General features: G+C 66.8%; 25 protein-coding genes. 20 read left to right on the plus strand and 5 right to left on the minus strand.

Annotated features, from left to right (window positions below; all coding sequences use genetic code 11):
- Positions 1-131: 131 nt before the first annotated feature.
- Positions 132-1,244 (minus strand): 5-methyltetrahydropteroyltriglutamate--homocysteine S-methyltransferase, encoded by a 1,113-nt coding sequence (locus tag NPA30_RS01735; RefSeq protein WP_256800604.1) that lies wholly within the window; start codon positions 1,242-1,244, stop codon positions 132-134.
- A gap of 251 nt (positions 1,245-1,495) precedes the next feature.
- On the opposite strand from NPA30_RS01735, the gene NPA30_RS01740 reads away from it, so the two are divergent.
- Positions 1,496-2,215, plus strand: a complete 720-nt coding sequence (locus NPA30_RS01740; RefSeq protein ID WP_256800605.1) for a ferritin-like domain-containing protein — start codon at positions 1,496-1,498, stop codon at positions 2,213-2,215.
- Positions 2,216-2,241: 26 nt separating this feature from the next.
- Positions 2,242-3,015 carry a ferritin-like domain-containing protein gene (locus tag NPA30_RS01745; RefSeq protein ID WP_256800606.1) on the plus strand — a complete coding sequence of 258 codons (774 nt, stop codon included), beginning with the start codon at positions 2,242-2,244 and terminating at the stop codon, positions 3,013-3,015.
- Between the two features lie 98 nt (positions 3,016-3,113).
- Here the strand turns inward: NPA30_RS01745 and fliI are convergent, their stop codons facing one another.
- Genes fliI through NPA30_RS01760 form a run of 3 tightly spaced genes read right to left on the minus strand, consistent with a single transcriptional unit; the run spans position 3,114 to position 5,405 of the window.
- Positions 3,114-4,409 carry a flagellar protein export ATPase FliI gene (gene fliI, locus NPA30_RS01750; protein ID WP_256801529.1) on the minus strand — a complete coding sequence of 432 codons (1,296 nt, stop codon included), beginning with the start codon at positions 4,407-4,409 and terminating at the stop codon, positions 3,114-3,116.
- 29 nt (positions 4,410-4,438) lie between these two features.
- Complete coding sequence (gene flgF, locus NPA30_RS01755) at positions 4,439-5,164, minus strand: flagellar basal-body rod protein FlgF (protein WP_256800607.1); 726 nt, start codon at positions 5,162-5,164, stop codon at positions 4,439-4,441.
- 7 nt (positions 5,165-5,171) lie between these two features.
- Entirely contained in the window at positions 5,172-5,405 is a 234-nt protein-coding gene (locus NPA30_RS01760) for a hypothetical protein (protein WP_256800608.1), read from the minus strand.
- Between the two features lie 141 nt (positions 5,406-5,546).
- On the opposite strand from NPA30_RS01760, the gene motA reads away from it, so the two are divergent.
- The 17 genes from motA (at position 5,547) to fliP (ending at position 18,104) form a co-directional block, all read left to right on the plus strand.
- Positions 5,547-6,419: a flagellar motor stator protein MotA gene (gene motA, locus NPA30_RS01765; RefSeq protein ID WP_256800609.1), complete on the plus strand. Its 873-nt coding sequence runs from the start codon at positions 5,547-5,549 to the stop codon at positions 6,417-6,419.
- Positions 6,420-6,423: 4 nt separating this feature from the next.
- Positions 6,424-7,371, plus strand: coding sequence for a FliM/FliN family flagellar motor switch protein (locus NPA30_RS01770; RefSeq protein WP_256800610.1), 948 nt, complete (start codon positions 6,424-6,426; stop codon positions 7,369-7,371).
- On the plus strand, positions 7,352-7,804 hold the full coding sequence (locus tag NPA30_RS01775) for a hypothetical protein (RefSeq protein WP_256800612.1): 453 nt from the start codon (positions 7,352-7,354) through the stop codon (positions 7,802-7,804). Before NPA30_RS01770 ends, NPA30_RS01775 begins: the two co-directional genes overlap by 20 nt.
- Positions 7,805-7,909: 105 nt before the next feature.
- Positions 7,910-8,257: a flagellar motor switch protein FliN gene (fliN, locus tag NPA30_RS01780; RefSeq protein ID WP_372338752.1), complete on the plus strand. Its 348-nt coding sequence runs from the start codon at positions 7,910-7,912 to the stop codon at positions 8,255-8,257.
- A gap of 7 nt (positions 8,258-8,264) precedes the next feature.
- Positions 8,265-9,302 carry a FliG C-terminal domain-containing protein gene (locus tag NPA30_RS01785; RefSeq protein WP_256800613.1) on the plus strand — a complete coding sequence of 346 codons (1,038 nt, stop codon included), beginning with the start codon at positions 8,265-8,267 and terminating at the stop codon, positions 9,300-9,302.
- Between the two features lie 125 nt (positions 9,303-9,427).
- Positions 9,428-10,516 (plus strand): flagellar biosynthesis protein FlhB, encoded by a 1,089-nt coding sequence (flhB, locus tag NPA30_RS01790; protein ID WP_256800614.1) that lies wholly within the window; start codon positions 9,428-9,430, stop codon positions 10,514-10,516.
- A gap of 3 nt (positions 10,517-10,519) precedes the next feature.
- Positions 10,520-10,963 carry a hypothetical protein gene (locus NPA30_RS01795; RefSeq protein ID WP_256800615.1) on the plus strand — a complete coding sequence of 148 codons (444 nt, stop codon included), beginning with the start codon at positions 10,520-10,522 and terminating at the stop codon, positions 10,961-10,963.
- A gap of 439 nt (positions 10,964-11,402) precedes the next feature.
- A complete protein-coding gene (flgB, locus tag NPA30_RS01800) occupies positions 11,403-11,786 on the plus strand; it encodes a flagellar basal body rod protein FlgB (protein ID WP_256800616.1) in 384 nt (127 codons plus the stop codon).
- Positions 11,787-11,790: 4 nt separating this feature from the next.
- A complete protein-coding gene (gene flgC, locus NPA30_RS01805) occupies positions 11,791-12,207 on the plus strand; it encodes a flagellar basal body rod protein FlgC (protein WP_256800617.1) in 417 nt (138 codons plus the stop codon).
- A 5-nt stretch (positions 12,208-12,212) separates the two neighbouring features.
- On the plus strand, positions 12,213-12,539 hold the full coding sequence (locus NPA30_RS01810; protein WP_256800618.1) for a flagellar hook-basal body complex protein FliE: 327 nt from the start codon (positions 12,213-12,215) through the stop codon (positions 12,537-12,539).
- A gap of 70 nt (positions 12,540-12,609) precedes the next feature.
- Positions 12,610-13,392 carry a flagellar basal-body rod protein FlgG gene (flgG, locus tag NPA30_RS01815; RefSeq protein ID WP_256800619.1) on the plus strand — a complete coding sequence of 261 codons (783 nt, stop codon included), beginning with the start codon at positions 12,610-12,612 and terminating at the stop codon, positions 13,390-13,392.
- Between the two features lie 29 nt (positions 13,393-13,421).
- Complete coding sequence (flgA, locus tag NPA30_RS01820) at positions 13,422-13,889, plus strand: flagellar basal body P-ring formation chaperone FlgA (RefSeq protein ID WP_256800620.1); 468 nt, start codon at positions 13,422-13,424, stop codon at positions 13,887-13,889.
- Entirely contained in the window at positions 13,886-15,067 is a 1,182-nt protein-coding gene (gene flgI / locus NPA30_RS01825) for a flagellar basal body P-ring protein FlgI (RefSeq protein ID WP_372338725.1), read from the plus strand. The genes flgA and flgI overlap by 4 nt, the downstream gene beginning before the upstream one ends.
- 1 nt (position 15,068) lies before the next feature.
- The gene (locus NPA30_RS01830) at positions 15,069-15,812 is read left to right on the plus strand and encodes a MotE family protein (RefSeq protein ID WP_256800621.1); all 744 of its coding nucleotides are present in this window, start codon (positions 15,069-15,071) and stop codon (positions 15,810-15,812) included.
- On the plus strand, positions 15,809-16,522 hold the full coding sequence (flgH, locus tag NPA30_RS01835; RefSeq protein WP_256800622.1) for a flagellar basal body L-ring protein FlgH: 714 nt from the start codon (positions 15,809-15,811) through the stop codon (positions 16,520-16,522). The genes NPA30_RS01830 and flgH overlap by 4 nt, the downstream gene beginning before the upstream one ends.
- 227 nt (positions 16,523-16,749) lie before the next feature.
- Entirely contained in the window at positions 16,750-17,346 is a 597-nt protein-coding gene (locus NPA30_RS01840; protein ID WP_256800623.1) for a flagellar basal body-associated FliL family protein, read from the plus strand.
- Entirely contained in the window at positions 17,343-18,104 is a 762-nt protein-coding gene (gene fliP, locus NPA30_RS01845; RefSeq protein ID WP_256800624.1) for a flagellar type III secretion system pore protein FliP, read from the plus strand. The genes NPA30_RS01840 and fliP overlap by 4 nt, the downstream gene beginning before the upstream one ends.
- Before the next feature lie 373 nt (positions 18,105-18,477).
- Here fliP and NPA30_RS01850 read toward each other — a convergent pair whose 3' ends face one another.
- Positions 18,478-19,335 (minus strand): flagellin, encoded by an 858-nt coding sequence (locus NPA30_RS01850; RefSeq protein WP_256800625.1) that lies wholly within the window; start codon positions 19,333-19,335, stop codon positions 18,478-18,480.
- A gap of 475 nt (positions 19,336-19,810) precedes the next feature.
- Between NPA30_RS01850 and NPA30_RS01855 the strand changes: the two genes are divergently transcribed.
- Complete coding sequence (locus tag NPA30_RS01855; RefSeq protein ID WP_256800626.1) at positions 19,811-22,354, plus strand: flagellin N-terminal helical domain-containing protein; 2,544 nt, start codon at positions 19,811-19,813, stop codon at positions 22,352-22,354.
- Positions 22,355-22,452: the final 98 nt, after the last annotated feature.

The following is a 22,452-nucleotide window of genomic DNA, read 5'->3' on the forward strand; positions in this document are numbered from 1 at the left end:
CGGCGGCTCCGAGGGTCACTGAGCCTACCCACGACGCCTTAACGGTTCCCTTAGACCTCTTCCGGCAACGGGGGCGCCGCCGCGCGTCGTCGAGGACGGACCCGGCCGTCCGGCCGGCCGGGTCCGTCGCCTCAGTAGCCCCAGACGTCGTGCGCCACCGCCACGCAGCGCTCCAGCTTGCGCCACTGGTCGTCCTCGGTGAGGTCGTTGCCGTGCGCGGTGGAGGAGAAGCCGCACTGGTGCGACAGCGCGCACTGGTCGAGATCGACGAACTTGGACGCCTCGTCGATGCGCTTCTTGACGAGGTCGGCGGGCTCGACCTCGCGCGACTTCGACGACATCAGCCCCAGCACCACGGTCTTGCCCTTGGGCATGTGGCGGAGCGGGGCGAAGTCGCCCGAGCGCTCGTCGTCGTACTCGAGGAAGAAGCCGTCGATCGCCATCTCGTTGAACAGGATCTCGGCCACCGGCTCGTAGCCGCCCTGCGCCACCCAGGCGCTCTTGAAGTTGCCCCGGCACAGATGCACCGAGATCACCATGTCCGACGGGCGGTCCTTGATCGCATCGTTGACCAGCCGGCAGTAGAGGCGGGTCAGCGTGTCCGGATCGTCGCCGCGGGCGGCGGTCTCGGCCCGGATCTTCGGATCGCAGAGATAGGCGAGGTTGGTGTCGTCGAGCTGCAGGTAGCGGCAGCCGCGCCCGGCGAGGTCGGCGATCTCTTCGCGATAGGCCGCCGTCAGGTCGTCGTAGAACTCCTCCAGATCGGGATAGGCCGTCTCGGAGATGACCTTCCGTCCGCCGCGGAAGTGCAGCATCGACGGGGCCGGGATCGAAACCTTCGGCGTCTCGCGGACGACCGACTTCAGGAAGTCGAAGTCGGCGCCCTGGATCGGGCTCGAATGCTTGAGCTTGTCGCGCACGTGCATCGTCGGCGGGGCGAATCCCACCTCGGTGCCGTCGTCCTTGCGGAAGTGCGTCTTGAACTCCCCATAGGTGACCTCGACCCCGTCGAGACGCTCCAGGAAGTCGACGTGGAAGAAGGTGCGGCGGAACTCGCCGTCGGTGATGCCCTTGAGGCCGACCGATTCCTGCTTCTGCACCACCTCGCGGATGCATTCGTCCTCGACCGCGCGCAGTTCCTCAGCCTCGAGCTTGCCGTCGGCGAAGGCGGTGCGCTTCTCCTGCAGACGCTGCGGCCGCAGATAGCTGCCGACGTGGTCGGCCTTGAAAGGCGGTGTGGTCATGTTTGCTGATCCTCCTCGTCCACTCACCAGAGCTGCGGTTATACACCGCAGCTCTCGGTCGGTAACACCGCTCCCGCAGGTTCAGGTTGCCACATGCTCTGTAGCGCTTGCCTAAGGGTCCCAGGCGATCATCAAAGACGAGATGTATGTATTCGGCTAACGGGAAAAAGTGTTGCCGGATTGCACTGTCGTTTATTCAGTGACCATGTCTGATGAAGGGATCGAAGATCGGGGAAAAGAGGAGACGCCCGATGCAAGATTACCATCAGCAGTCAAGTCAAGAAGCCGTGAGTGAGAGGCGAAAGTTTTTGAAACTTTCGAGCGCGGCAGTGGTGGGAATGCTCGCCGCTGGGCTTGATATATCGGATCTCAGCCTGGGTGATGCTCTGGCGGCGGCCCCGGGAGGGTCGCGTATGGCGGCAGACGGCAGCATCGACCTCGGGATGGGCGATGTCGGAATCCTCAATTACGCCTACGCGCTCGAGCAGCTCGAGGCCGCCTTCTATACACAGGTGACGCGCACTCCGTATCGCCGCATGAGCTCAGCTGAACGGCACATACTGAGGGATATCCGAGATCACGAGATCGCGCATCGGGACTTCTTCCGTGCCGCACTCGGACGAAATGCGATCCCCGCCTTGACCGTGGACTTCTCCAAGGTTGACTTCGGAAGCCGCGACAGTGTCCTCACGACTGCTCGCACCTTCGAAGACCTTGGCGTCGCCGCATACAATGGCGGCGGGCAGTATTTGAAGAAGCCGGAATATCTGCTGCTTGCAGGAAAAATCGTTTCCGTGGAAGCGCGGCATGCAGCAACGATACGCGACCTGATCGCTCCCTTTAGTTCCGCCTTCGCGGGTGACGACGTCGTCGGCATCGGCGGCCTCGATGAAGCCAAGAGCCCGTCGGAGGTCCTATCTGCGGCCAGGCCCTTCATTCGTACGCCTGTGACCGCGCCGCAACTGTCCTGATCCCAGCCCAAGCAAGAGAGAGTCTCGTGACCTATCAAACGCTTCTCGGCGGGATCGAGCCCGCATTCGCAACCAAAGTCGCCTCGCGCCGCGACCTCATCGTGACAAACGCGCTTCGCCTGGGGGTGCTGGCATCGGTGCCGGTACTGCTCGGCGCCTGTGCCGCACGCCTCGTCAGCGGCGGCATGCCCAAGACGGTCGTTGAGGTCCTGAATTTCGCTCTCACCCTGGAGTACCTGGAGGACGACTTTTACACGACCGCGCTGGGCAAACCGGGTCTCATCCCGACGCGCGTTCGTCCGGTCTTCGAGCAGATATCCAAGCACGAGAGCGAGCACGTAGCGCTGCTCAAGACGGTGCTTGGCCTCGATGCGGTCCAGAAGCCGAAATTCGACTTCACCGCTGGCGGCACCTTTGGCGATGTGTTCACGAACTATCGCACCTTCGTTGCGCTGTCGCAGGCTTTCGAAGACACCGGCGTGCGCGCCTACAAGGGTCAGGCGACCAAGCTAATGGGTGCCGACTTCATCCTGACGACGGCGCTAAAGATCCACTCGGTGGAGGCCCGACATGCCGCCGAGGTTCGGCGGCTGCGCGGCGAGAAGCCCTGGATCACGGGATCATCTCGCGGCAGCCTGCCAGCTGCGGCGCAGCCGGTCTACGCCGGAGAAGGAAAGACGGTGGAGCTCGGGATAACGCCGAGCGGTGTCCCTGCCTCCGCAGTCAGCGAAGCCTTCGACGAGCCGCTGACGAAGGAACAGGTGCTGGCGATCGCCGGAATGTTCATCGTATCGGCTTGAGAGTGTGAGCGGACGGCAACAGGCCGAACGGCTCAGGGAGGGGCTTGCCCGCGCTTAGGGCGGGCAAGCCTTGCGTTGCCGGCGCCGCGGTTGCGCTGTCAGCCCTTGGCCATGCCCTGCTTCAGCTGCCGGCTGAGATCGTCGAACGGGGTCGTCGAGATCCTGTCGCCGGGCTTCTGGATGAGGCCGTCATAGATGACGGGCACGAGGTCGACAGCCTGATCGAGCGCCGTATCGGCGCCGCGCTGGTAGCCGCCGAGCAGGCGCAGGTCGCTGGTGTCCTCGAAGCGGGCGATCATCGACTTCAGGCGCGTCACCAGCTCGCGCTCCTGCGGGCTCCAGGACAGGTCCGCGAGACGCGAGATCGACTTCAGGACGTCGACCGCCGGGAAGCGGCCCTGCTCGCCGATGGCGCGGTCGAGCACGATGTGGCCGTCGAGCGTGCCGCGGATGGCGTCGGCGATCGGATCGTTGTGGTCGTCGCCGTCGACCAGCACGGAGAAGATGCCGGTGATGGTGCCCGATCCGTCGAGGCCGGGTCCGGCGCGCTCCAGAAGCCGGGGCAGCTCGGAGAAGACGCTCGGCGGATAGCCGCGCGCCACCGGTGGCTCGCCGGCCGCCAGCGCCACGTCGCGCGCGGCGTGGGCGAGGCGGGTGACGCTGTCGACGATCAGGAGCACGTGCTCGCCCCTGTCGCGGAAATACTCGGCCACCGTCGTCGCCGTCTTCGGCGCAAGGCGGCGCATCATCGGGCTCTCGTCGCCGGTCGCCACCACGGTGACGACATTGGCGAGCTGGCCGTGCATGGTCTCCTCGAGGAACTCGCGCACCTCGCGGCCGCGCTCGCCGACGAGCGCCACCACCACGGTGTCGAAGCCCTTGGCGCGGGCGAGCATCCCCATCAGGGTCGACTTGCCGACGCCCGAGCCGGCGAAGATGCCGATGCGCTGGCCCTTGATCAGCGGGGTGAAGAGGTCGATCACCTTCACGCCCGTCGGCACCGGCTGCTTGATGCGTGCGCGCCGCATCGCCGGCGGGGCCATCGCGTCGGTCAGGCACTCCCGGTCGCCGCGCTCGAGCGGTCCCAGCCCGTCGCAAGGCCGGCCGAAGGCGTCGATGGCGCGGCCCTTCCAGCTTTCTGCGGGCGCGACGGTGAGCGGCCCGGCGCGCCGCGCCGGCGCCTTTACGCCGCGGTTGAAGCGGGTGGAGTAAGGCTTGACCGTGAGGGTGGCCTCCTCGATCCGAACCACTTCGCCAAGCTCGTCGCCGTCTTCGCCCGGACAGACGACGCAGTCGCCGAGCTTGACGAAGGGCGAGAGCCCGGCGACGCGGAACGCCTGGGGCGAGACGTCGACGATGTGGCCGCCGATGTCGAGACAGGGCTCGTCGAGCATGGAGAGAGCGCCGATCGCCGCTCCGGTCGTCACGAAGTCGCTCCGAGCGACTTGACGGCGTCGTTGAGCGAGCCCTCGCTATCCTGCAGCAGCTTGGCGGCGCTCTCGAAGGCGCGCTGCACGGTGATCAGCCGGGTCATCTCGAGCACCGGGTTGACGTTGGAGCCTTCGACATAGCCCTGCATCACACCGGCCTGGGCGAAGTCGAGGAGCGGCACGGCGGCGATGTCCGGCACGACGCCGGAGGTGCCGGCGCGCGACAGCTTGGCGTTGGCCGGAATGGTGAAGAGGCCGACGGCACCGAGCTGCTGCCCGCCCTGGGTGATCATGCCGTCACGGGCGACGTTGAGCGGCCCGCCGTTCGGGTCGATCAGCATCGGCGCGCCGCCGGCGTCGAGGATGGCCTCGCCGTTCAGGGTCTGCAACTCGCCGGCCTCGCTGACGCGCATGCGCCCATCCCGGGTGTAGACGGTGCCGTTGGCACCCTGGATGCCGAACCAGGCGTCGCCGTTGACCGCCATGTCGAGCGTATTGCCGGTCTGGCTCAGCTCGCCCGTGCGGGTGGAGATGAAGGTCTCGCCCTTCGAGGCGAACGCGACGGGGGTGCTGCCGGCCTCCGACAGCAGCTGCTCGAACTTCACCTCTTCGGCGCGGAATCCGACTGTGCGGGCGTTCGCGATGTTGTTCGCGATCGTCTCGAGCCGCTTCTCGGTGGCGAGCTGGGCGGAGAGTGCGACGGGCAGCGCGGATTGCATGGGCGGGTTATTCCTCGATGCGGATGGTGTTGGCGTTCAGGCGACCGGCACGATCCACCGGCCGAAACGGCGCGGCGCGGGCGGGATCATGTCGATTTCGGCGGATGCTCTTAACCCCTCGGACGACACTGCCGGTGTCTACTGAGCTGACAGCGGCGGCCTGCGGCGTGCGCGCACCCTTGCCGCCGCCCGAACCCGGACGGCGCGAAGGGGTGACGACGGTCGCCGAGGCACTCAGCATGAACTCTCTCCGGGCGGGGCCAGCCGCTCGACCGGAAAATCTAGAAGTCAGCTTGCGCCAGCCTGTTCCGGACCCAGTCAGGCTCGCACAAGCACTCCTTTCTAGTCAGACCGGAGAGGCATCGCACCTGAAGGGGAACCCATGGGCATCCTGATTGGACTTGTCGTAACGCTCGGATGTTTGCTCGGCGGCTTCGTCGCCATGGGCGGTCATCTCGAGGTGCTCGTGCAGCCCTTCGAATACGTCATCATTCTCGGCTCCTCGGTCGGCACCTTCCTCGTCGCCAACCCGATGAAGGTCGTGAAGGACACCGGCAAGGCGGTGATGGAAGGGTTCAAGAACGCCGCGCCCACCCAGCGCGACTATCTCGACGTCCTCGGCATCCTGCATCAGCTGATGCGCGAGATGCGGTCGAAGTCGCGTTCGGAGGTCGAGGCACATGTCGACAACCCGACCGAGTCGGAGATCTTCCAGGCCTTCCCGAAGATCATGAAGAACACCATGATGATGAACTTCATCTGCGACTACTGCCGACTCATCATCATCGGCAACGCCCGGCCGCACGAGATCGAGGCGCTGATGGAGGAAGAGATCAACACCATCAGCCGCGACACGCTGAAGCCCAAGGCCGCGCTGCAGGACATGGCCGACGGCCTTCCCGCGCTCGGCATCGTGGCGGCCGTGCTCGGCGTCATCAAGGCCATGGGCGCGCTCGACCAGTCGCCGGAAGTGCTCGGCCACCTGATCGGCGCCGCGCTCGTCGGCACCTTCGCCGGCATCTTCTTCTCCTACGGCGTGATCGGCCCGATCGCCACCAAGGTGAAGTCGGTGCGCGAGAAGCGGGTCCGCCTCTACGTCATCATCAAGCAGGCCCTGATCGCCTACATGAACGGCGCGATGCCGCAGGTGGCGCTCGAATACGGCCGCAAGACGATCTCCGCCTACGACCGGCCGACGATCGACCAGGTCGAGACCGAGACCATCGGTGGCGGCAGCGCCGCCCAGGCGGCCTGATCCGATGAGCGCGCTTCCCCAGGAAACCGTGGCGTCCGGCAACATCGGCGCCAGGCTGCGCTCAGCGAGCGAAGTCGAGCCGAGCCGCCTGCCGCGTCTCAAGGTGATCGTCCAGAAGTGGGCCGAAGCGGCCGGCGAGTCGATGGCCGGACTGTCGGTGTCGCCGGTGATCGTCGAGCTGGTCTCGATGTCGGCGATGACCTTCCTCAAGCAGTCCAAGGACTACCAGCAGGCGTCGCTGGCGGCGGTGGTCAATTCGAGCGGCTGGTCCGAGCCCGGCTTCGTGCTGGTCGACGCGAGCTTCGACGACGTCCTCCTCGAGGCCTTCTTCGGCGGCGACGGCGGCACTGCCGAGACGAAGGACCGCGTGCTCACCGATCTCGACAGGGGTGTCGTCGAGCTCGCGCTGAAGACCATCAACAGGGCGGGCAATGCCGCGTTCCGCGACATCGAGCCGATCCAGATGGTGGCGAAGGATCTGATCCAGCGCGACATCGGCGAGGCGCTCGCCGCAGTTCTGCCGGGCGAAAAGACCCGCTACGTGTCGGTCACGTTCGACATCAAGCTCGGCGCGCTGCGCTCCTCGCTGCGCTACGCGATCCCCGAGAGCTTCATCGCCGCCAACCGCCGCCACCTCAGCCACGTGCCGGAGGTCAAGGCGCCGCCGGACGAGAGCTGGGTGAAGAAGTTCCAGAAGGGCTTCAACCACTCCGAGCTCAAGGTGCGCGCGGTGCTGGGCAAGAAACAGCTGCGGCTCGACGAGGTGTCCCGCTTCGCCGTCGGCCACACCATCGTGCTCGACGAGACGATGGACAGCCTGATCGACATCGAATGCGAGGACCAGCGCCTGTTCCGCGGCCGTGTCGGCCGCTCGCGCGACTTCTACGTCGTGCAGGTGGAGGAGCGGGTCGATCCGACGGAGGAGTTCATCGATGACATCCTTGCTGATTGACGGCGTTCTCGTCGCGGCGCTCTGCTTCACCAGCTGGCGCACCATCGTGATGTATCGCGAGCTGCGCCGCCTGCGCGACGAAAGCGCCGGCTTCGGCGGGGCGCTGGAAGCCTCGGAGCAGGCGATCAACAAGGCCGCGCATGCGGTCGTGACGCTGAAGTACGAGGGCGTGCATACCCTGCGTGCGCTCGAGGACCGCAGCGACGAAGCAAGGGCGATCCTGTCACGTCTCGAGACGCTGGTCGCACGTGCCGACTGGCACTGCCGCGGCGGCGCGGCGGCGGACGTGGACGTGGACGTCGCGCCCGAGCCGACCGCGATGAAGGTTGTGGGACGCGATCGCCACGATCGCCACGCGTCGGTTTCGCACCAGCCCCGGCCGCTAGGTCAGGACGTGCGGGTGCTTCACCGCGCTTCGGCAATTCAGGCTTAAGGCGAGAACAGCGCTATGGAAGAAGACGACGAGATCTCCCTGAACCAGACCTTCGAGTTCGACGACGCCGCCATCGGCGGCGAGGCGGACGAGGACGAAGACGCGATGGTGATGCCGGAAGGCATGATGGATCTGCCGGGCGAGACCCCCGTCGCGGCCGCTGCCGAAGGCAAGCCCGACCTCAACATCATCATGGACATTCCGGTGACCATGCAGGTGGTGCTCGGCTCGGCCGTCATGCCGGTCGGCGAGCTCGTGAAGCTCGGCCGCGGCGCCGTCGTCAAGCTCGACTCCAAGGTCGGCGAGCCGGTCGATATCGTGGTCAACGGCCGGATCGTCGCCCGCGGCGAGATCGTCGTCCTGGAGCGCGAGGATTCGCGCTTCGGCATCACCCTTACCGAGATCGTGACCCCCGGCGCCAAGCAGACGCGCGCCAAGGGTCTGGCGGCCTGAGACCAGAATGGCGATCGCCTACCTCACCGACACCCGCCTCGGCGAGCTCCCGCACGGAGGGGCGGCGCGCGCCGCCATCCTCCTGCTGGCGATGGGATCGCCCGGCGCTTCGCGGGTTTTGAAGCATCTGACGCCGGATGAGATCCGCACCCTGCGTCAGAGCGCCACCGATCTCGAACCGGTGTCGCGCGAGCAGCTCGATCTCCTGGTCGAGGAGTTCCAGGAGGCCTTCAAGGTCGGGCCCGGGCTCAGCGGTCCGGCGCAGCAGATGCACGAGCTCCTGCAGAGTTCGCTGACGCCGGAGCAGCTCGCGGCCCTGGTCGAGGGCAACGGCGACACCGAGGACGACGCCTTCGAGATCGACACCGGTGCGGTCTGGACCGAGGTCGACCAACTCGACCACGACGTTCTCGGACCGGGCCTGGCCCGGGAGCATCCTCAGGTCGTCGCGGTCATGCTGGCCCGCCTCGACGCCGATCTCGCGGCCTCCATCGTGTCGAAGTTCGAGGCGGCCTTCCGCATCGAGGTCATGCGGCGGATGCTGTCGGTCAAGCCGCTGGCAGGTCCGGTGCAGCGCCTGTTCGAGATGCACATCCGCCAGGGCTTCCTGTCCTCGTCCGAGAAGACGGGCGGCGGCCGGCACGCCACGCTCGCCGACATCGCCAACCGCATGGACAAGCGGCACACGGACGAGCTCCTGGAGTCGCTCTCGGCGGTCAAGCCGGAAGACGCCCTGGCGCTGCGCAACCTGCTGTTCGCCTTCGAGGATGTCGTCTACCTGCCGCTGAAGTCGCGGTTCGTGCTGTTCGACGAGCTGCAGACCGAGCAGGTGATCATGGCTCTGCAGGGCGCCTCGGAGGATATCCGCGAGGCGGTGCTCGCCTCGCTCGGCGCCCGTGCCCGGCGCATGGTGGAAGCCGAGCTCGCGCAGCCGAACGGACGTCCGGCGGCGGACATCGCGGCCGCGCGCCGCCTGATCTCGCAGAGTGCCCTTCGGCTTGCCGGCGAAGGCAAGATCCAGCTGCGCGAGCAGGAGGACGCCTAGTCCGCCCGCCACCGGCGGTGCGTCGATGCCGACCGCGGGGGTTTGATCCTCCGCGGCCTCACCACCCGCCTCCTAGCGCTCTGCTGCGTCGTGGGGCCGGATGTTAACCTGGAGTGGGGCATACCGTGTCGGAGGCATCTGACAGAGACAGCAAAACTGAGCAGCCTACAGAAAAGAAGATTCGCGACACCATCGAGAAGGGCAACCTGCCGTTCTCGCGCGAAGCTCCGATCCTGGCCTCGCTGCTCGCGACCATGGCCTTCATCGCCTTTCAGGCTCGCCAGGGCGCAGGTCGGCTGTTCGTCACACTGGAGACCACCTACGAAAACCCGACGCAGTGGGATCTCAAGAATGGTGCCGATGCACTCCATCTCATCTCCATGCTCGGGCTGGAGTGCGGGCGCTTCCTGCTGCCGGCCGCAGCGCTGTTCATCTTCGGCGGCGTCGTCAGCTCCCTCATCCAGAACCCGCCGCAGATCAATCTCGAGCGCATTCGCCCGAAGCTGTCCAACATCTCGATCACGAGCGGCTGGAGCCGGACCTTCGGCGTGCGCGGCCTCACCGAGTTCGGCAAGGCGCTGTTCAAGTTCCTCACCATCGGCGGCGTCGTCGGCCTGCTGCTCGCCTCGCAGTACGAGGCGCTGGTAAAGGCGATGTTCTCCGATCCGCTTCTCCTGCCCGAGACCATCCTCAGTCTGTCGATGCAGCTGTTGTCGGGCGTCTCGATCGCGACGATCCTCCTGGTGGCGGCCGATCTCCTGCTCTCGCGCCTGCACTGGCGGCGCGACCTGAAGATGACCAAGCAGGAAATCAAGGAGGAGATGAAGCAGGCCGAGGGCGATCCGATGGTCAAGGCGCGCCAGCGCCAGATCGCGCGGGAGCGCACCCGCAAGCGGATGATGGCGGCGGTGCCGGGGGCGACCCTGGTGATCGCCAACCCGACCCACTACGCCATCGCGCTGCGCTATCACCGCGAGGAGGGCGGGGCGCCGGTGGTTGTGGCCAAGGGGACCGACCTCATCGCCCTGAAGATTCGCGAGATCGCCGAGGAAAACGGCGTGCCGGTGATCGAAGACAAGCTGTTGGCAAGGTCCATGTACGACCATGTCCAGATTGACCAGATGATTCCGCCGCAGTTCTTCAAAGCGGTGGCTGAAATCATATACTATCTCTATTCCCAGTCCGGGACGAAGGTGGGAGCCGCCGCGGTCTAGCCCATGCTCGATATCAGAAACCGACACACGGCTGCGCGCGAACGCGCCCTCGCCGACGGCATCAAGGAAGTGGTCGCCGAGCTGCGGCTCGTCGACGTCACCGACTACATCGCCTTCATCCGGCTCGAGCGCTTCGCCAACATCGCCGACCTCATCCGGTCGTCGAGCGAGCTGCACCTGAAACCGGGCGCACTGCGCTTCGGCTTCGGCGGCGACGTCGAGCTGACCTGGAGTTCGAGCCCCCTGATCACGCTCGACATGGAGTTCCAGTACGAGCCCGTCTCGGCGCACTTCCGGCTGGAGCTCGGCGCCGCCAACGCGGCGGTCGATCTCGAATATCTCGCCATCGACGATCCCGATCCCAATCCGGACGTCAACACCGAGCGGCTGCGCATGGCGATCGACGCGGCGCGTCTCGTGCCGCTGCGGCCGGCCGTCTCGAACTAGAGCATCTGCGGCGAACGCCGGATCGCTCTCCGGGCGCCCTGCCGGGACGAACCGCCCGTTGCCTTGCGCAGCTCGCCGCGAGGCGACGGCTCAAGGCGGACTGCTCGTGACTCTCCGCTGATCTGAAGCCCGACGGACGCGTGCCGCGATCGCGACCGCGGTGCCGCGCCCCGGACCGTTCCCGCCACGACCCTGCCCGACGCCGCGATCTCCAGCCGCGCGCCCTCCGGTGAGCGGTCGGGACTCTCTCAGACGCCTCAGACCCCCGGCGATCCGGCTTCCGCATTGCCGACGCGGCCTGTGCGGCGGCCGCTGCGTCATGTCGTCGACGCCACCGGAGCCTGACGTCGCTCACCGGGAGAGGGGCCTCGCCCGTAAGTTTCAGACAAGCGCCTCCGCGTACTTCTCCGGACATGGTTAACAGGGCGTCGATGACGTAATGGATCAGATCTACCTCATGGGTGTCGCCTCGCGCCGGTCGGAATGGCTCTCGGTGCGCCAGTCGGTGGTCGCCGAGAACGTCGCCAACGCCAACACGCCCGCCTACCAGGCCAAGGACGTCAAGGATTTCTCCGAGGTCATGCAGGCGACCAGCCTGCAGATGGCCGGTACCAGCCCGATGCACCTCGTGAGCGCCGGTGGCCGAGGCGACGCCAACGTCGAAACGACGGAAGGCGACAGCTGGGAGGTTCTCCATTCCGGCAACTCGGTGAGCCTGGAGCAGGAGATGCTCAAGGCCGGCGAGGTCCAGCGCGACTATCAGCTGACGACCTCCATCGTGAAGTCCTTCCACCGCATGCTTCTGTCGAGCGTGAAGAGCTAGAGCCATGATTGATCCGATCATCTCCTCACTGAAGATCGCCGCGAGCGGTCTCCAGGCCCAGTCGACGCGCCTGCGGGTCGTCTCGGAAAACATCGCCAACGCCCAATCCACCGGTCAAACGGCGGGAAGCGACCCGTATCGGCGCAAGATCGTGACCTTCGGCAGCGTGCTCGACGCCGTGTCAGGCAGCGAGATGGTCCAGATCGACGGCATCGACGGCGATCGCACCCCGTTTCGCGTCGAGCACGACCCGGGCAACCCGGCCGCCAACGCCGACGGCTACGTGAAGATGCCGAACGTCAACATGCTGGTCGAGATGGCCGACATGCGCGAGGCGAACCGGTCCTACGAGGCCAACCTGCAGGTCGTGAAGCAATCGCGCGACCTGATCTCCATGACCATCGATCTCCTGAGGAGCTAAGCCCTATGGTTCCCGCAATCGGCTCGAGCCTGCCGTCCCTCGATCTCTCCAAAGTCTCCGGCGACTTCGGCACCCGGCCGCTGTCCGGGGCGTCCGCGGCGCAGACCGTGGAGGCCCCGCAGTTCTCCGACGTCATGAAGCAGGTCGCGTCGGACGCGATCGGCAGCCTGAAGAACGCCGAGGCCGTCTCCATCCAGGGCGTCAAGGGCCAGGCTTCGACGCAGGCCGTGGTGGATGCGGTGATGTCGGCGGAGCGCACGCTGCAGACCGCGGTCGCGGTGCGCGACAAGGTCGTCGCCGCCTATCTCGACCTTTCCCGCATGGCCATCTGACCGGGCCTGACCGCCTGCCTGGCGGCCTTGAGGCCGCCGCTCCAGAACCGACCGTTTCGAGGACCGCATCATGAGAGCACTCGCCATCGCCGCCACCGGCATGAATGCGCAGCAGACCAATGTCGAGGTGATCGCGAACAACATCGCGAACATCAACACGACGGGCTTCAAGCGCTCGCGCGCCGAATTCACCGACCTGCTCTATCAGGTCGAGCGCACCGCCGGCGTGCCGGCGCGCGGCGGCGAGGCCGTGGTGCCCGAGGGGGCCCAGCTCGGCCTCGGCGTGCGCACCGCGGCGATCCGCACCGTGCACATCCAGGGCACGCTCGACCAGACCGGCAATCAGCTCGACATGGCGATCAACGGCCTCGGCTGGTTCCAGATCACCGGCCCCGGCGGCGAGGTGATGTACACCCGCGACGGCGCCTTCAACACCAACGACCAGGGCCAGCTCGTCAATCTCGACGGCTATCTCGTCGAGCCGGCGATCACGGTCCCGATCGACTCCACCAAGGTGACGGTCAATCAGTCGGGCCAGGTCTACGCCACGGTGAACGGCGCCGAGCAGGAGCTCGGCCAGCTGACCCTCGTGACCTTCGCCAACGATGCCGGCCTCGCCGCACAGGGCGGCAACCTGTTCATGGAGACCGCGGCCTCCGGCGCGCCGGTGGCGGGCGTGCCGGGCGATCCGGGCTACGGCACGATCCACCAGGGCTATGTCGAGGATTCAAACGTCGATCCGGTGAAGGAGATCTCCGAGCTGATCTCGGCGCAGCGCGCCTACGAGATGAACTCCAAGGTCATCCAGGCCGCCGACGACATGTCGAGCGTCGTGTCGAAGGGCATCCGCTGATCATGGCCGGCTCGCGCGGAACTGCCCCGATGGAGCGCATGGCGCATCTGGCGGCGCTGCTTCTGGCGCTCGCCCTCATGCTGGCGCCGGGTCGCGTCCTGGCGGCCGACATCGAACTGCCCGTCCCGACCGCGATCATCTATCCCGGCCAGGCGGTGCTCGACCGCGGTGTCGAGCAGCGCAAGTTCCGCGTCCCCGGCGACCGCCTCTCGGCCTACGTCGTCGAGGACCGGATGCTCGAGGGCAAGCTCGCCCGCCGCACGCTGCTGCCGGGCGAGCCGATCCTCCTCGCCGACCTGAAGATGCCCGATCTCGTCAAGGCAGGCGTCGCCACCGCCATCGTCTACCGCGACACCGTGCTCACCATCACCAGCGTCGGCACGCCGTTGCGCTCGGCCGGAGCCGGCGAGGTCGTGCGGGTGCGCAACGACGACAGCGGCGTGATCATCACCGGTACCGTCGCCGAAGACGGCAGCATCGAGGTTTCCACCCGATGAGAGCGATCCTCTCGACGCTTCTTGCCCTGGTTCTCGGCGCGCACACCGCGCTCGCAGCGGACATGGCCTCGCTCGACGGCTCCGACTACGGCGACGGCGGTGCCGTCGCCGGTGCGGGCCAAGGCTACGCCCTGTCCGGCAATGTGCGCATCAAGGACATCACCGACGTCAAGGGCGTGCGCGCCAACCAGCTGGTCGGCTACGGCCTGGTGATCGGCCTGCAGGGTACCGGCGACAGCCTGCGCAACGCGCCCTTCACCGAACAGTCGCTGCAGTCGATGCTCGACCGCATGGGCGTCAACGTGCGCGACGGCAAGCCGCGCAGCCGCAACGTCGCCGCGGTGATGGTCACCGCCGAGCTGCCGGCCTTCATCGGCACGGGCTCGCGCGTCGACGTCACGGTTTCCTCGCTCGGCGACGCATCCTCGCTGATGGGCGGCACGCTGGTCATGACCCCGCTCTATGGCGCCGATGGCGAGATCTACGCGGTCGCGCAGGGACCGCTCGCGGTCACCGGCTTCACCAGCGCGGGCGAGACCGAGAAGCTCACCCAGGGCGTGCCGACAACCGGCCGCATCGCCAACGGCGCGCTCGTCGAGCGCGAGGTGCCCGGCACGTTCAACGACCAGAACATGGCGATCGAGCTGCGCAATCCGGATTTCGCCACGACGATCCGCATCGTCGACACGATCAATGCGTACTCGCGTGGCCGGTGGGGCAAGCCGGTGGCGCGCGAGGCCGACTGGCGCACCATTCAGCTGGCGCGGCCCGCAAAGATCTCGAGCACCCGCTTCATCGCCGAGATCGGCATGCTGAAGGTGGCGCCGGACCAGGCCGCCAAGGTCGTCATCGACGAGCGCACCGGCACGGTCGTCATCGGCGCCGACGTCCAGATCTCGACGGTCGCCGTCACCCACGGCAACCTCACGGTCCGCATCACCGAACAGCCGGCGGTCTCGCAGCCGGCGCCGCTTTCGAACGGTCAGACGACGGTGACCTCGGAGACCGTCATCGACGCCCAGCAGGATGGCGGCACGCTCGCCATCGTCGGCGGCGCCGACCTCGAGACGGTGGTGCGCGGTCTCAACCGCATCGGTCTGAAGCCGACCGGCATCATCGCCATCCTCCAGGCCATCAAGACCGCCGGCGCTCTGCAGGCCGACCTCGTGGTGCAATGACATGATCGCTTCTGCTCTCGCCGCCGTCCGCCGTCTCCGTCGGATCCACCCCAGCCTGCTCGGTTCGGCCGCCGCCGTGGCGATCGCGGGTCTCGTTCCGGCGGTGGCCGGTCCGATGCTGGCGACGCACGAGGACGCGCGCCGGGCTGCCATCGCCTTGCCGGTGCCGCTGGACGAGGCAAAGCCGGCGCAGGTCGATGCGCCGCCGCAGGCGGTGCTGGTCGCCGAAGCCGCCGCCGCCAAGGACGAACCCGCCGTGCCGCCGCAGAAGGTGCGCAAGGTCGGGTCGGACGGCACCAACGAGTCGGTCGAGCGGGATCGCTCCGAGGTCGAGCGCTACTGCCTCAACATCGCCGACAAGGCCCAGGACGCGCGCTATGCCGCCCAGTCGGAGCAGCTGAAGAACCTGGAGACGCAGATCAACCAGCGCATCCAGGATCTCGAGGCCAAGCGCGCGGAATACAAGGACTGGCTCGCGCAGCGGCAGGCCTTCATCGACGGCGCGAGCTCGGTCGTGGTCGACATCTACGCCAAGATGAAGCCGGACGCAGCTGCGGCCCAGCTCGCGGTTCTCGACCGCGAATCGGCCGCCGCGGTGCTGGTGAAGCTGAAGTCGCGCACCTCGAGCGCGATCCTGTCCGAAATGCCGGCCGAGACGGCCGGCGCACTCGCCGCCCTGATCGTCCAGAAGACCATGAACGGCAACGCCAAGACGGCGGCCGCCACACCGGAGAACCCGTCGTGATTCCAGCCCGCACCGCAATCGCGATCGGCCTCGCGACGGCGCTCGCCGGCTGCAACAGCCGGCCGCCGGAGCTGTTCGCCGAGCCGAGCCTGTCGCCGGTCGGATCCGGCGTCTACCAGTATCAGCCCGCAGTGCAGCCCGCCTCGTTTCCGGCCGCGCCCGCTGCGGTCGGACACTCGCTGTGGACCGATCGCGGCGCCGAGTTCTACCGCGACCCGCGGGCGATGAACGTCGGCGACATCGTCACGGTGAAGATCCGGATCAAGGACTCGGCGTCTCTGGCCAACAACACCAACCGCTCGCGCGATTCCAACATCGCCGGCGGTCTCGACTTCGACGCCAGCCTCAACGGCGTCTCGGTCGGCACCCTCGGCGGCACGCTCGGCGCCAACGACAAGTCCGAATCGAAGGGCAAGGGTAGCGTCACCCGGTCCGAATCGATCGACCTGTCGGTCGCGGCCGTCGTCACCCAGGTGATGCCGAACGGCAACCTGTTCATCTCCGGCCAGCAGGAGGTGCGGGTGAACTTCGAGCTGCGCGTGCTCACGATCGCCGGCCTCATCCGGCCGCGCGACATCCTGCCCGACAACACCATCGACTACGACAAGATTGCCGAGGCCCGGATCTCCTATGGCGGCCGCGGCCGTCTGACTGAGGTGCAGCAGCCGGGCTGGGGCCAGCAGATCTTCGACGTGATCGCGCCTTACTGACCCGTCCAGGAAGAGCGCGACAGAGCCGGCCGTACGCTTCCCGCGTGCGGCCGGTTCGCGTTTGGGCGACGGGCGCGAGGCAGGGCCGGTAACCTTTTGTTAAGCAAGTCTCGGAACAGCCTGACCGGCTAGTGCTGGACACGAGCCTGGCGGCGAAATCGGCGACGAATGCGCGCCCGACCCCCTCGGCTCCAAAGGCACGATGCACAGAGCAGGGGGTCCGACGAATGACCGACACGAGCGCTGACGGTCTCGACGCGTTGAACGCCATTCTCAACGAGAACAAGCCGAAGAAGAGCGGCTTGATGGCGACGATCCTGCCGGTGGCGATCCTGACCGTCATCGGATGCGCCGGCGGCGCTGCGATCGGCATGCTGCTGGCCAGCCCCGCGCCGACCGAGCCCGTCGCCGCCGCGGCCCCCGCGACGCCGGGCGCAGCCGCATCGGCCGAGGCAGGCGCCGAGGCGCACGGCAAGGCCGCGGCGCCCGAAGCCCATCTCGACATGTATGGCGGCAACGTCGAGGAGGTCGGCCCTGCGGTGCTGCTGCCGCTGCCACCGGTCATCACCAACCTCTATGCGCCGGCCGACGTCTGGCTGCGCCTCCAGGCCGCCGTCGTCATCCGTCAGAAGCAGGTCGAGGAGCCGGAGCTGCTGGCGACGCAGATCCAGGCCGACACGCTCGCCTTCCTGCGCACCGTGCAGCTCGCCCAGATCGAGGGCGGGCGCGGCCTCCTGCATCTGAAGGAAGATCTCGAGGAACGGGCGAAGCTGCGCTCGCCCGCCGTCCTCGACTACGTCATCCAGACCATGGTGACCGAATGAACCGGCGGCTCCTCCTCGTCCTGGCGCTGCTGCTCGTGCCGGGGACCGCTTTCGCGCAGGACGCGGCCGGCGCGCTCGCCTCGCTGATCCCGTCCGGCGACGCGGCCGCCTCGGGCCGCATCGTGCAGCTCTTCGGCATCGTCACGGTGCTGTCGATCGCGCCGGGCCTCCTGGTGATGGTCACCTCCTTCACCCGGATCGTGATCGCGCTGTCGATCCTGCGCTCGGGCATCGGTCTGCAGACGACGCCGGCGAACCTGATCCTGATCTCGCTGTCGCTGTTCATGACCTTCTTCGTCATGGCCCCGACCTTCGACCGCGCCTGGAACGACGGCCTGAAGCCGATGCTGGACAACCAGATCGGCGAGCAGGAGGCGTTTCAGAGGATTTCGGAGCCGTTCCGCGACTTCATGCTGACGCAGGTGCGCGACGAGGACCTGAAGCTCTTCGGCGACATCGCGACGTCGACGAGCCGGACGCGCGTCGAGCCGCCCGAGCAGGGCGATGCCGGCGTGCCGGACTTCCGCGTGCTGATCCCGGCCTTCATGATCTCCGAGCTCCGGCGGGGCTTCGAGATCGGCTTCCTGATCGTGCTGCCGTTCCTGGTGATCGACATGATCGTCGCGACGCTGACGATGTCGATGGGCATGATGATGCTGCCGCCGACGATCATCTCGCTGCCGTTCAAGATCCTGTTCTTCATCCTGATCGACGGCTGGAACATGCTGGTCGGATCGCTGGTGCGATCCTTCTTCTGACGAGGGTTCTCGAGCCTCAGCGCATCAGGGCGAGGATCGCCGCAGCCTCCGGGCTCGGCACCGGCAGGGGCAGGCTCGGCGCGGAGGGGCGCGGGCGGCGGGGCAGGGGCGCGGCAGCAAAGCGGGTCATGGTCGGCTCCTTGTCGCGGGGGGCTCGAGGCCCAGGCCGGTGCGTCCGGCTCTATGTCTGTGACCCTAGCAGCCGCGGCTGAAGGAACCGGCTGCGATTTGTCTCGATTTTTAGCTGTCCGGGTGGACCGGAAACGCAGACCCCCGGCGACGGATCGCCGGGGGCGCGGCTCAGCAGGCTTGCCGAGCGTGCGTACGGGGAACAGATCGTCCGCCCGGCCGCCTGCTGATGGGGACTTGCGTCTTACTGGAAGAGACGCAGGATGTTCTGGGCGCTCGCGTTCGAGATCTGCAGCGCCTGGATGGCGAGCTGCTGCTGGACCTGCAGGGCCGAGAGCTTGGCCGACTCTTCCTCGAGATCGGCATCGACCATGTCGGACAGAGAGCTCTGCTTCACGTCGGCGATCTTGTCGAGGAAGGCCTGCGAGTCGCCGAGACGGTCGGCGAAGCTGCCAAGCTTGGCTGCGTAAGCGGTCACCGTGGTGATCGCGGTGTCGATCGCCGTCTGCGTGGCGGTCACTTCAGCCGAGGTGTCGATGTCGGCGGTGGTGATGCTCGTGATGCCGGCGGCGCCGCCGCCAATGGCCGTCGCGGTCACCGCGGTGTCGACGTCGACTTTGGTCAGCGTATCGGTGACGGCCGCGCCGGTGCTGTCGTAGCCGATATTGGCGGTGACGGTGGTCGTCGCGCTCAGCCAGTCGGTCGCGCCCTTGACCTGGCCGGCAGCGAGCGCGGACTTGATCTGAGCCTCAGCGGACTGGATGCTGGCGTAGATCGTCGCCTGCTCGGTGGCATCGCTCGTATTGGCGTACTGGGTGATCAGCGACTTCATGTCGTTGAGCGAGTTGACGATGCTCTCGGCAGCGCCGGAGACGACGTCGGCGGTGGACTTGTAGTAGTCGAGCCCGTCGCTCAGCGCCCGGTAGCTCGAGATGTCCGCGCGCATCTTCGTCGCCGCGCTCCACTGCGAGGCGCCGTCCTTGGCCGAGTTGATCTTCAGGCCGGTGGAGATGCGGTTCTGCGTCTGGTCGAGCTGCTTGTTGACGGACTGCAGGTTGCGAAGAGCGGAAAGCTGCGAGTAGTTGGTGGTGATGCCAGTCATTGTTGTTCCCCGTGTTGGCTGTGCTTCAACACGGAAGAACTTACGGTCGAACCATCCAAGATCTGGCTTCAGGAGAGCCGACAATTTTAGCGAAATGTCGTTTTGGTTTGTCCCAGAATTCTATGTTTAAATTCGAGATAATCTATATTCGGATTTTACGGGATGTGGATACAGTACATTAACCACGGCTCGCCCGCTCTATATATAAGAGTGCAGCCGGTCTCGCATGCCCCGCGTCTGTGTGCCTTCAGTCGTACGCTCGCGGCGGTCTTTGCCGACGAGGCGGGCCGCCTTGCAAGTTTCGGGCAAAGTTGAGCCGTCCCGTTTACCCCTCGTTAAGCAGTCGCGCCTAGATTGCGATCCCATGGTGGGTCGATCGACGGTCATACGTCGCTCACAGGCATGATGCCGCGCCGCCATCCCGGCACGACCCGGAATGTCCCCCAGATCCAAACAATCAATCGGGACAGATCACATGACCTCCGTTCTCTACAATGCCGCGGCAACGACCGCGCTCCGCGTCCTCCAGAGCACCAACACCAAGCTCGACGCCGTCCAGAACCGCATTTCCACCGGCCTGAAGATCGGCGAAGCCAAGGACAACGCCGCCTACTGGTCGATCTCCACCACGCTGAAGTCCGACAACTCGGCGATGTCGTCCGTGAAGGACGCGCTCGGCCTCGGCGCCGCGACCGTCGACACGGCCTACACGGGCATGAACAACGCCCTCGACGTCCTGAACCAGATCAAGGAGAAGCTGACCTCCGCCACGCAGGACGGCGTCGACGCCCAGGCCGTGCAGGACGAGATCTCGGCCCTCCAGAACCAGCTGAAGTCGATCGCCTCGTCCTCGACCTTCTCGGGCGAGAACTGGCTGTCGGTGAACTCCGGCGTCGGCGGCTACAGCGCCACCAAGAACGTCGTCGCTTCCTTCACCCGCGACGCCAACAACTCGATCTCGATCGGCACGATCGACGTCAACACCGCCAGCCTGAAGCTCTACGACAGCAACGACCAGTCGGGCATCCTCGACGGCGCCAAGCAGCTGACCAAGGCTGACGGCACGGCGCTCACCGTCGGTGGCACCGCCCAGGCGGATGCGGCCCCGGCCTACCAGGGCCTGGACAGCGCGTCGGTCACCCCCGGCTCGGGCATGACGACCGCTTCGCCCGCCGTCGCCACGCTCGGCACGTTCAACGCCGCCGGCATCGACACCGCCGACTACATCAGCCTCAACCTCACGGTTGATGGTGGATCGTCGACCTATGTCCGCGTCGACCTGACGGGCGTTGCGACCGGTGCCAACCTCGCCGCCGCGATCAACACCGGCATCACCAACGCCTTCGGCAGCGCCGTCGCCACCGCCAGCTTCGATGCCGGCACCGGCGCGATCAAGCTGACCTCCGCCACCACCGGCGGTGCCTCGGCGATCAACGTCGCCGGCGTCACCGCGCATGACGGCGACGGCACGACGACCTCGGTCCTGGGCTTCACGACCGGCGGCATCCCGGCCTTCGGCACCAACAACCCGACCTCGGTCAACCTCGGCGGCACGTTCGCTGCGGCCAACCTCACCAACAGCATCGCCGACGGGGACAAGATCTCCTTCAAGGTGCAGTACAACGGTGACGTCTACCAGGGTTCGTACACCTTCACCGCCACTGGCTACGCCGATCCGACGGCTCCGACGGGCGATGAATTCGCGGCTCGTCTGACGCTCGCCCTGCAGTCTGCGACCAAGGTCACCGACGGCACGGCGCTTTCGACCAACCTCGCCGCCGGCGACGCGGTCACCGTGTCGAACACCGCCGGTACGTTCTCGATCGCCACCACGGTCGGCGGCCCGGGCACCGACGTGTCGATGTTCGACATCACCGCGGTCGAAGGCACCGGCGGCACGGCTGCTGCGGCCACCTCGCTCGGCATCACGAGCGCGGCCTCTGTGGCCTACGGCAGCGGCACCAACGGCACGTTCGCCCTCGGCACCTACAGCAACACCGGCTACGACGCCAATGACCGCCTGAGCTTCGACATGACCGTCTACTCGACGGTGGCGGGTGCACAGGTCGCCAACCGTCAGACGATCACCATCGCCTCGGCGCCGGACGCGACCACCTTCCAGGCCAACCTGCAGGCGGCGGTCAACGCCACCTTCGGTGCGGGCGTGCTGACGGTCAACAACGCGGCCGGTGCGATCTCGATCGACACGGTCGAGCAGAGCGCCAATGCCGGCATCGCGGTCTCGGCCATCACGGCTCAGGACGGCAACGGCTCGGCCACCTCGCTCCTCGGTCTGTCGACCACGGCGACGGCCGCGGGCAACGGCAACAACCCGGCGGTCGCGGCTTCGGTCACCGGCACCTGGACCGGCTCCGAGACCTGGGACGATCAGGACGCGGTCACCTTCAACCTCGCGGTTGACGGTGGCAGCCCGACCAAGGTGACGATCAACAAGGCCACCGTTGACGCCGCTCTCGGCACCTCCGATGGTCTCGTCGACACGGCCGCCAAGTGGGCCAGCGTGCTGACCCAGGCGCTGTCCGACGCCAGCGTCTCCGGTCTGACGGTCAGCCAGAGCGGCGGCAACGTCACGATCGCCAAGACGACCGCCGGTGCGGGCAGCGTGGCGCTGTCGGGCTTCACCACCACCACCGGTGCGAGCACGATGTCGGTCGCCAACATCGACATCTCCGACTCGGCCCTGTCCGCGCTCGGCGTCGACGGCACCAACCGCAAGGACGTGGTGTCGGCCTACATCTCGGTCGTGAGCCAGGCGATCACCAACGTCACGGCGGGTGCTTCGGCTCTCGGCGCGGTCGCCAGCCGCATCGAGCTGCAGCAGAACTTCGTCACCGACCTGATGGACACCATCGACCAGGGCGTCTCCGGCCTGGTGGACGCGGACATGAACGAAGAGTCGACGAAGCTTCAGGCCCTGCAGGTCCAGCAGCAGCTGGGCGTCCAGGCTCTGTCGATCGCCAACTCCTCGGCTCAGAACGTCCTGCGCCTTTTCCAGTAGGCCTGAGCTCGCCGGAAGTACAACCGGCTTAGCCGGGTGAGTCCAAACCAACCTGGCACGGCCTGACCTCTGCCCCCGGAACCTCGCGTTCCGGGGGC

The organism is Mangrovibrevibacter kandeliae, from assembly GCF_024519155.1.
Taxonomy (GTDB): domain Bacteria; phylum Pseudomonadota; class Alphaproteobacteria; order Rhizobiales; family Rhizobiaceae; genus Mangrovibrevibacter; species Mangrovibrevibacter kandeliae.

Excerpts from the sequence above, each read along its gene's own strand:
- NPA30_RS01735 (WP_256800604.1), bottom strand. The coding sequence starts at position 1,244 with ATGACCACACCGCCTTTCAAGGCCGACCACGTCGGCAGCTATCTGCGG.
- NPA30_RS01740 (WP_256800605.1), top strand. The coding sequence starts at position 1,496 with ATGCAAGATTACCATCAGCAGTCAAGTCAAGAAGCCGTGAGTGAGAGG.
- fliI (WP_256801529.1), bottom strand. The coding sequence starts at position 4,409 with ATGCTCGACGAGCCCTGTCTCGACATCGGCGGCCACATCGTCGACGTC.
- flgF (WP_256800607.1), bottom strand. The coding sequence starts at position 5,164 with ATGCAATCCGCGCTGCCCGTCGCACTCTCCGCCCAGCTCGCCACCGAG.
- NPA30_RS01760 (WP_256800608.1), bottom strand. The coding sequence starts at position 5,405 with ATGCTGAGTGCCTCGGCGACCGTCGTCACCCCTTCGCGCCGTCCGGGT.
- motA (WP_256800609.1), top strand. The coding sequence starts at position 5,547 with ATGGGCATCCTGATTGGACTTGTCGTAACGCTCGGATGTTTGCTCGGC.
- NPA30_RS01770 (WP_256800610.1), top strand. The coding sequence starts at position 6,424 with ATGAGCGCGCTTCCCCAGGAAACCGTGGCGTCCGGCAACATCGGCGCC.
- NPA30_RS01775 (WP_256800612.1), top strand. The coding sequence starts at position 7,352 with ATGACATCCTTGCTGATTGACGGCGTTCTCGTCGCGGCGCTCTGCTTC.
- fliN (WP_372338752.1), top strand. The coding sequence starts at position 7,910 with ATGGTGATGCCGGAAGGCATGATGGATCTGCCGGGCGAGACCCCCGTC.
- NPA30_RS01785 (WP_256800613.1), top strand. The coding sequence starts at position 8,265 with ATGGCGATCGCCTACCTCACCGACACCCGCCTCGGCGAGCTCCCGCAC.
- NPA30_RS01795 (WP_256800615.1), top strand. The coding sequence starts at position 10,520 with ATGCTCGATATCAGAAACCGACACACGGCTGCGCGCGAACGCGCCCTC.
- flgB (WP_256800616.1), top strand. The coding sequence starts at position 11,403 with ATGGATCAGATCTACCTCATGGGTGTCGCCTCGCGCCGGTCGGAATGG.
- flgC (WP_256800617.1), top strand. The coding sequence starts at position 11,791 with ATGATTGATCCGATCATCTCCTCACTGAAGATCGCCGCGAGCGGTCTC.
- NPA30_RS01810 (WP_256800618.1), top strand. The coding sequence starts at position 12,213 with ATGGTTCCCGCAATCGGCTCGAGCCTGCCGTCCCTCGATCTCTCCAAA.
- flgG (WP_256800619.1), top strand. The coding sequence starts at position 12,610 with ATGAGAGCACTCGCCATCGCCGCCACCGGCATGAATGCGCAGCAGACC.
- flgA (WP_256800620.1), top strand. The coding sequence starts at position 13,422 with ATGGAGCGCATGGCGCATCTGGCGGCGCTGCTTCTGGCGCTCGCCCTC.
- flgI (WP_372338725.1), top strand. The coding sequence starts at position 13,886 with ATGAGAGCGATCCTCTCGACGCTTCTTGCCCTGGTTCTCGGCGCGCAC.
- NPA30_RS01830 (WP_256800621.1), top strand. The coding sequence starts at position 15,069 with ATGATCGCTTCTGCTCTCGCCGCCGTCCGCCGTCTCCGTCGGATCCAC.
- NPA30_RS01840 (WP_256800623.1), top strand. The coding sequence starts at position 16,750 with ATGACCGACACGAGCGCTGACGGTCTCGACGCGTTGAACGCCATTCTC.
- fliP (WP_256800624.1), top strand. The coding sequence starts at position 17,343 with ATGAACCGGCGGCTCCTCCTCGTCCTGGCGCTGCTGCTCGTGCCGGGG.
- NPA30_RS01850 (WP_256800625.1), bottom strand. The coding sequence starts at position 19,335 with ATGACTGGCATCACCACCAACTACTCGCAGCTTTCCGCTCTTCGCAAC.
- NPA30_RS01855 (WP_256800626.1), top strand. The coding sequence starts at position 19,811 with ATGACCTCCGTTCTCTACAATGCCGCGGCAACGACCGCGCTCCGCGTC.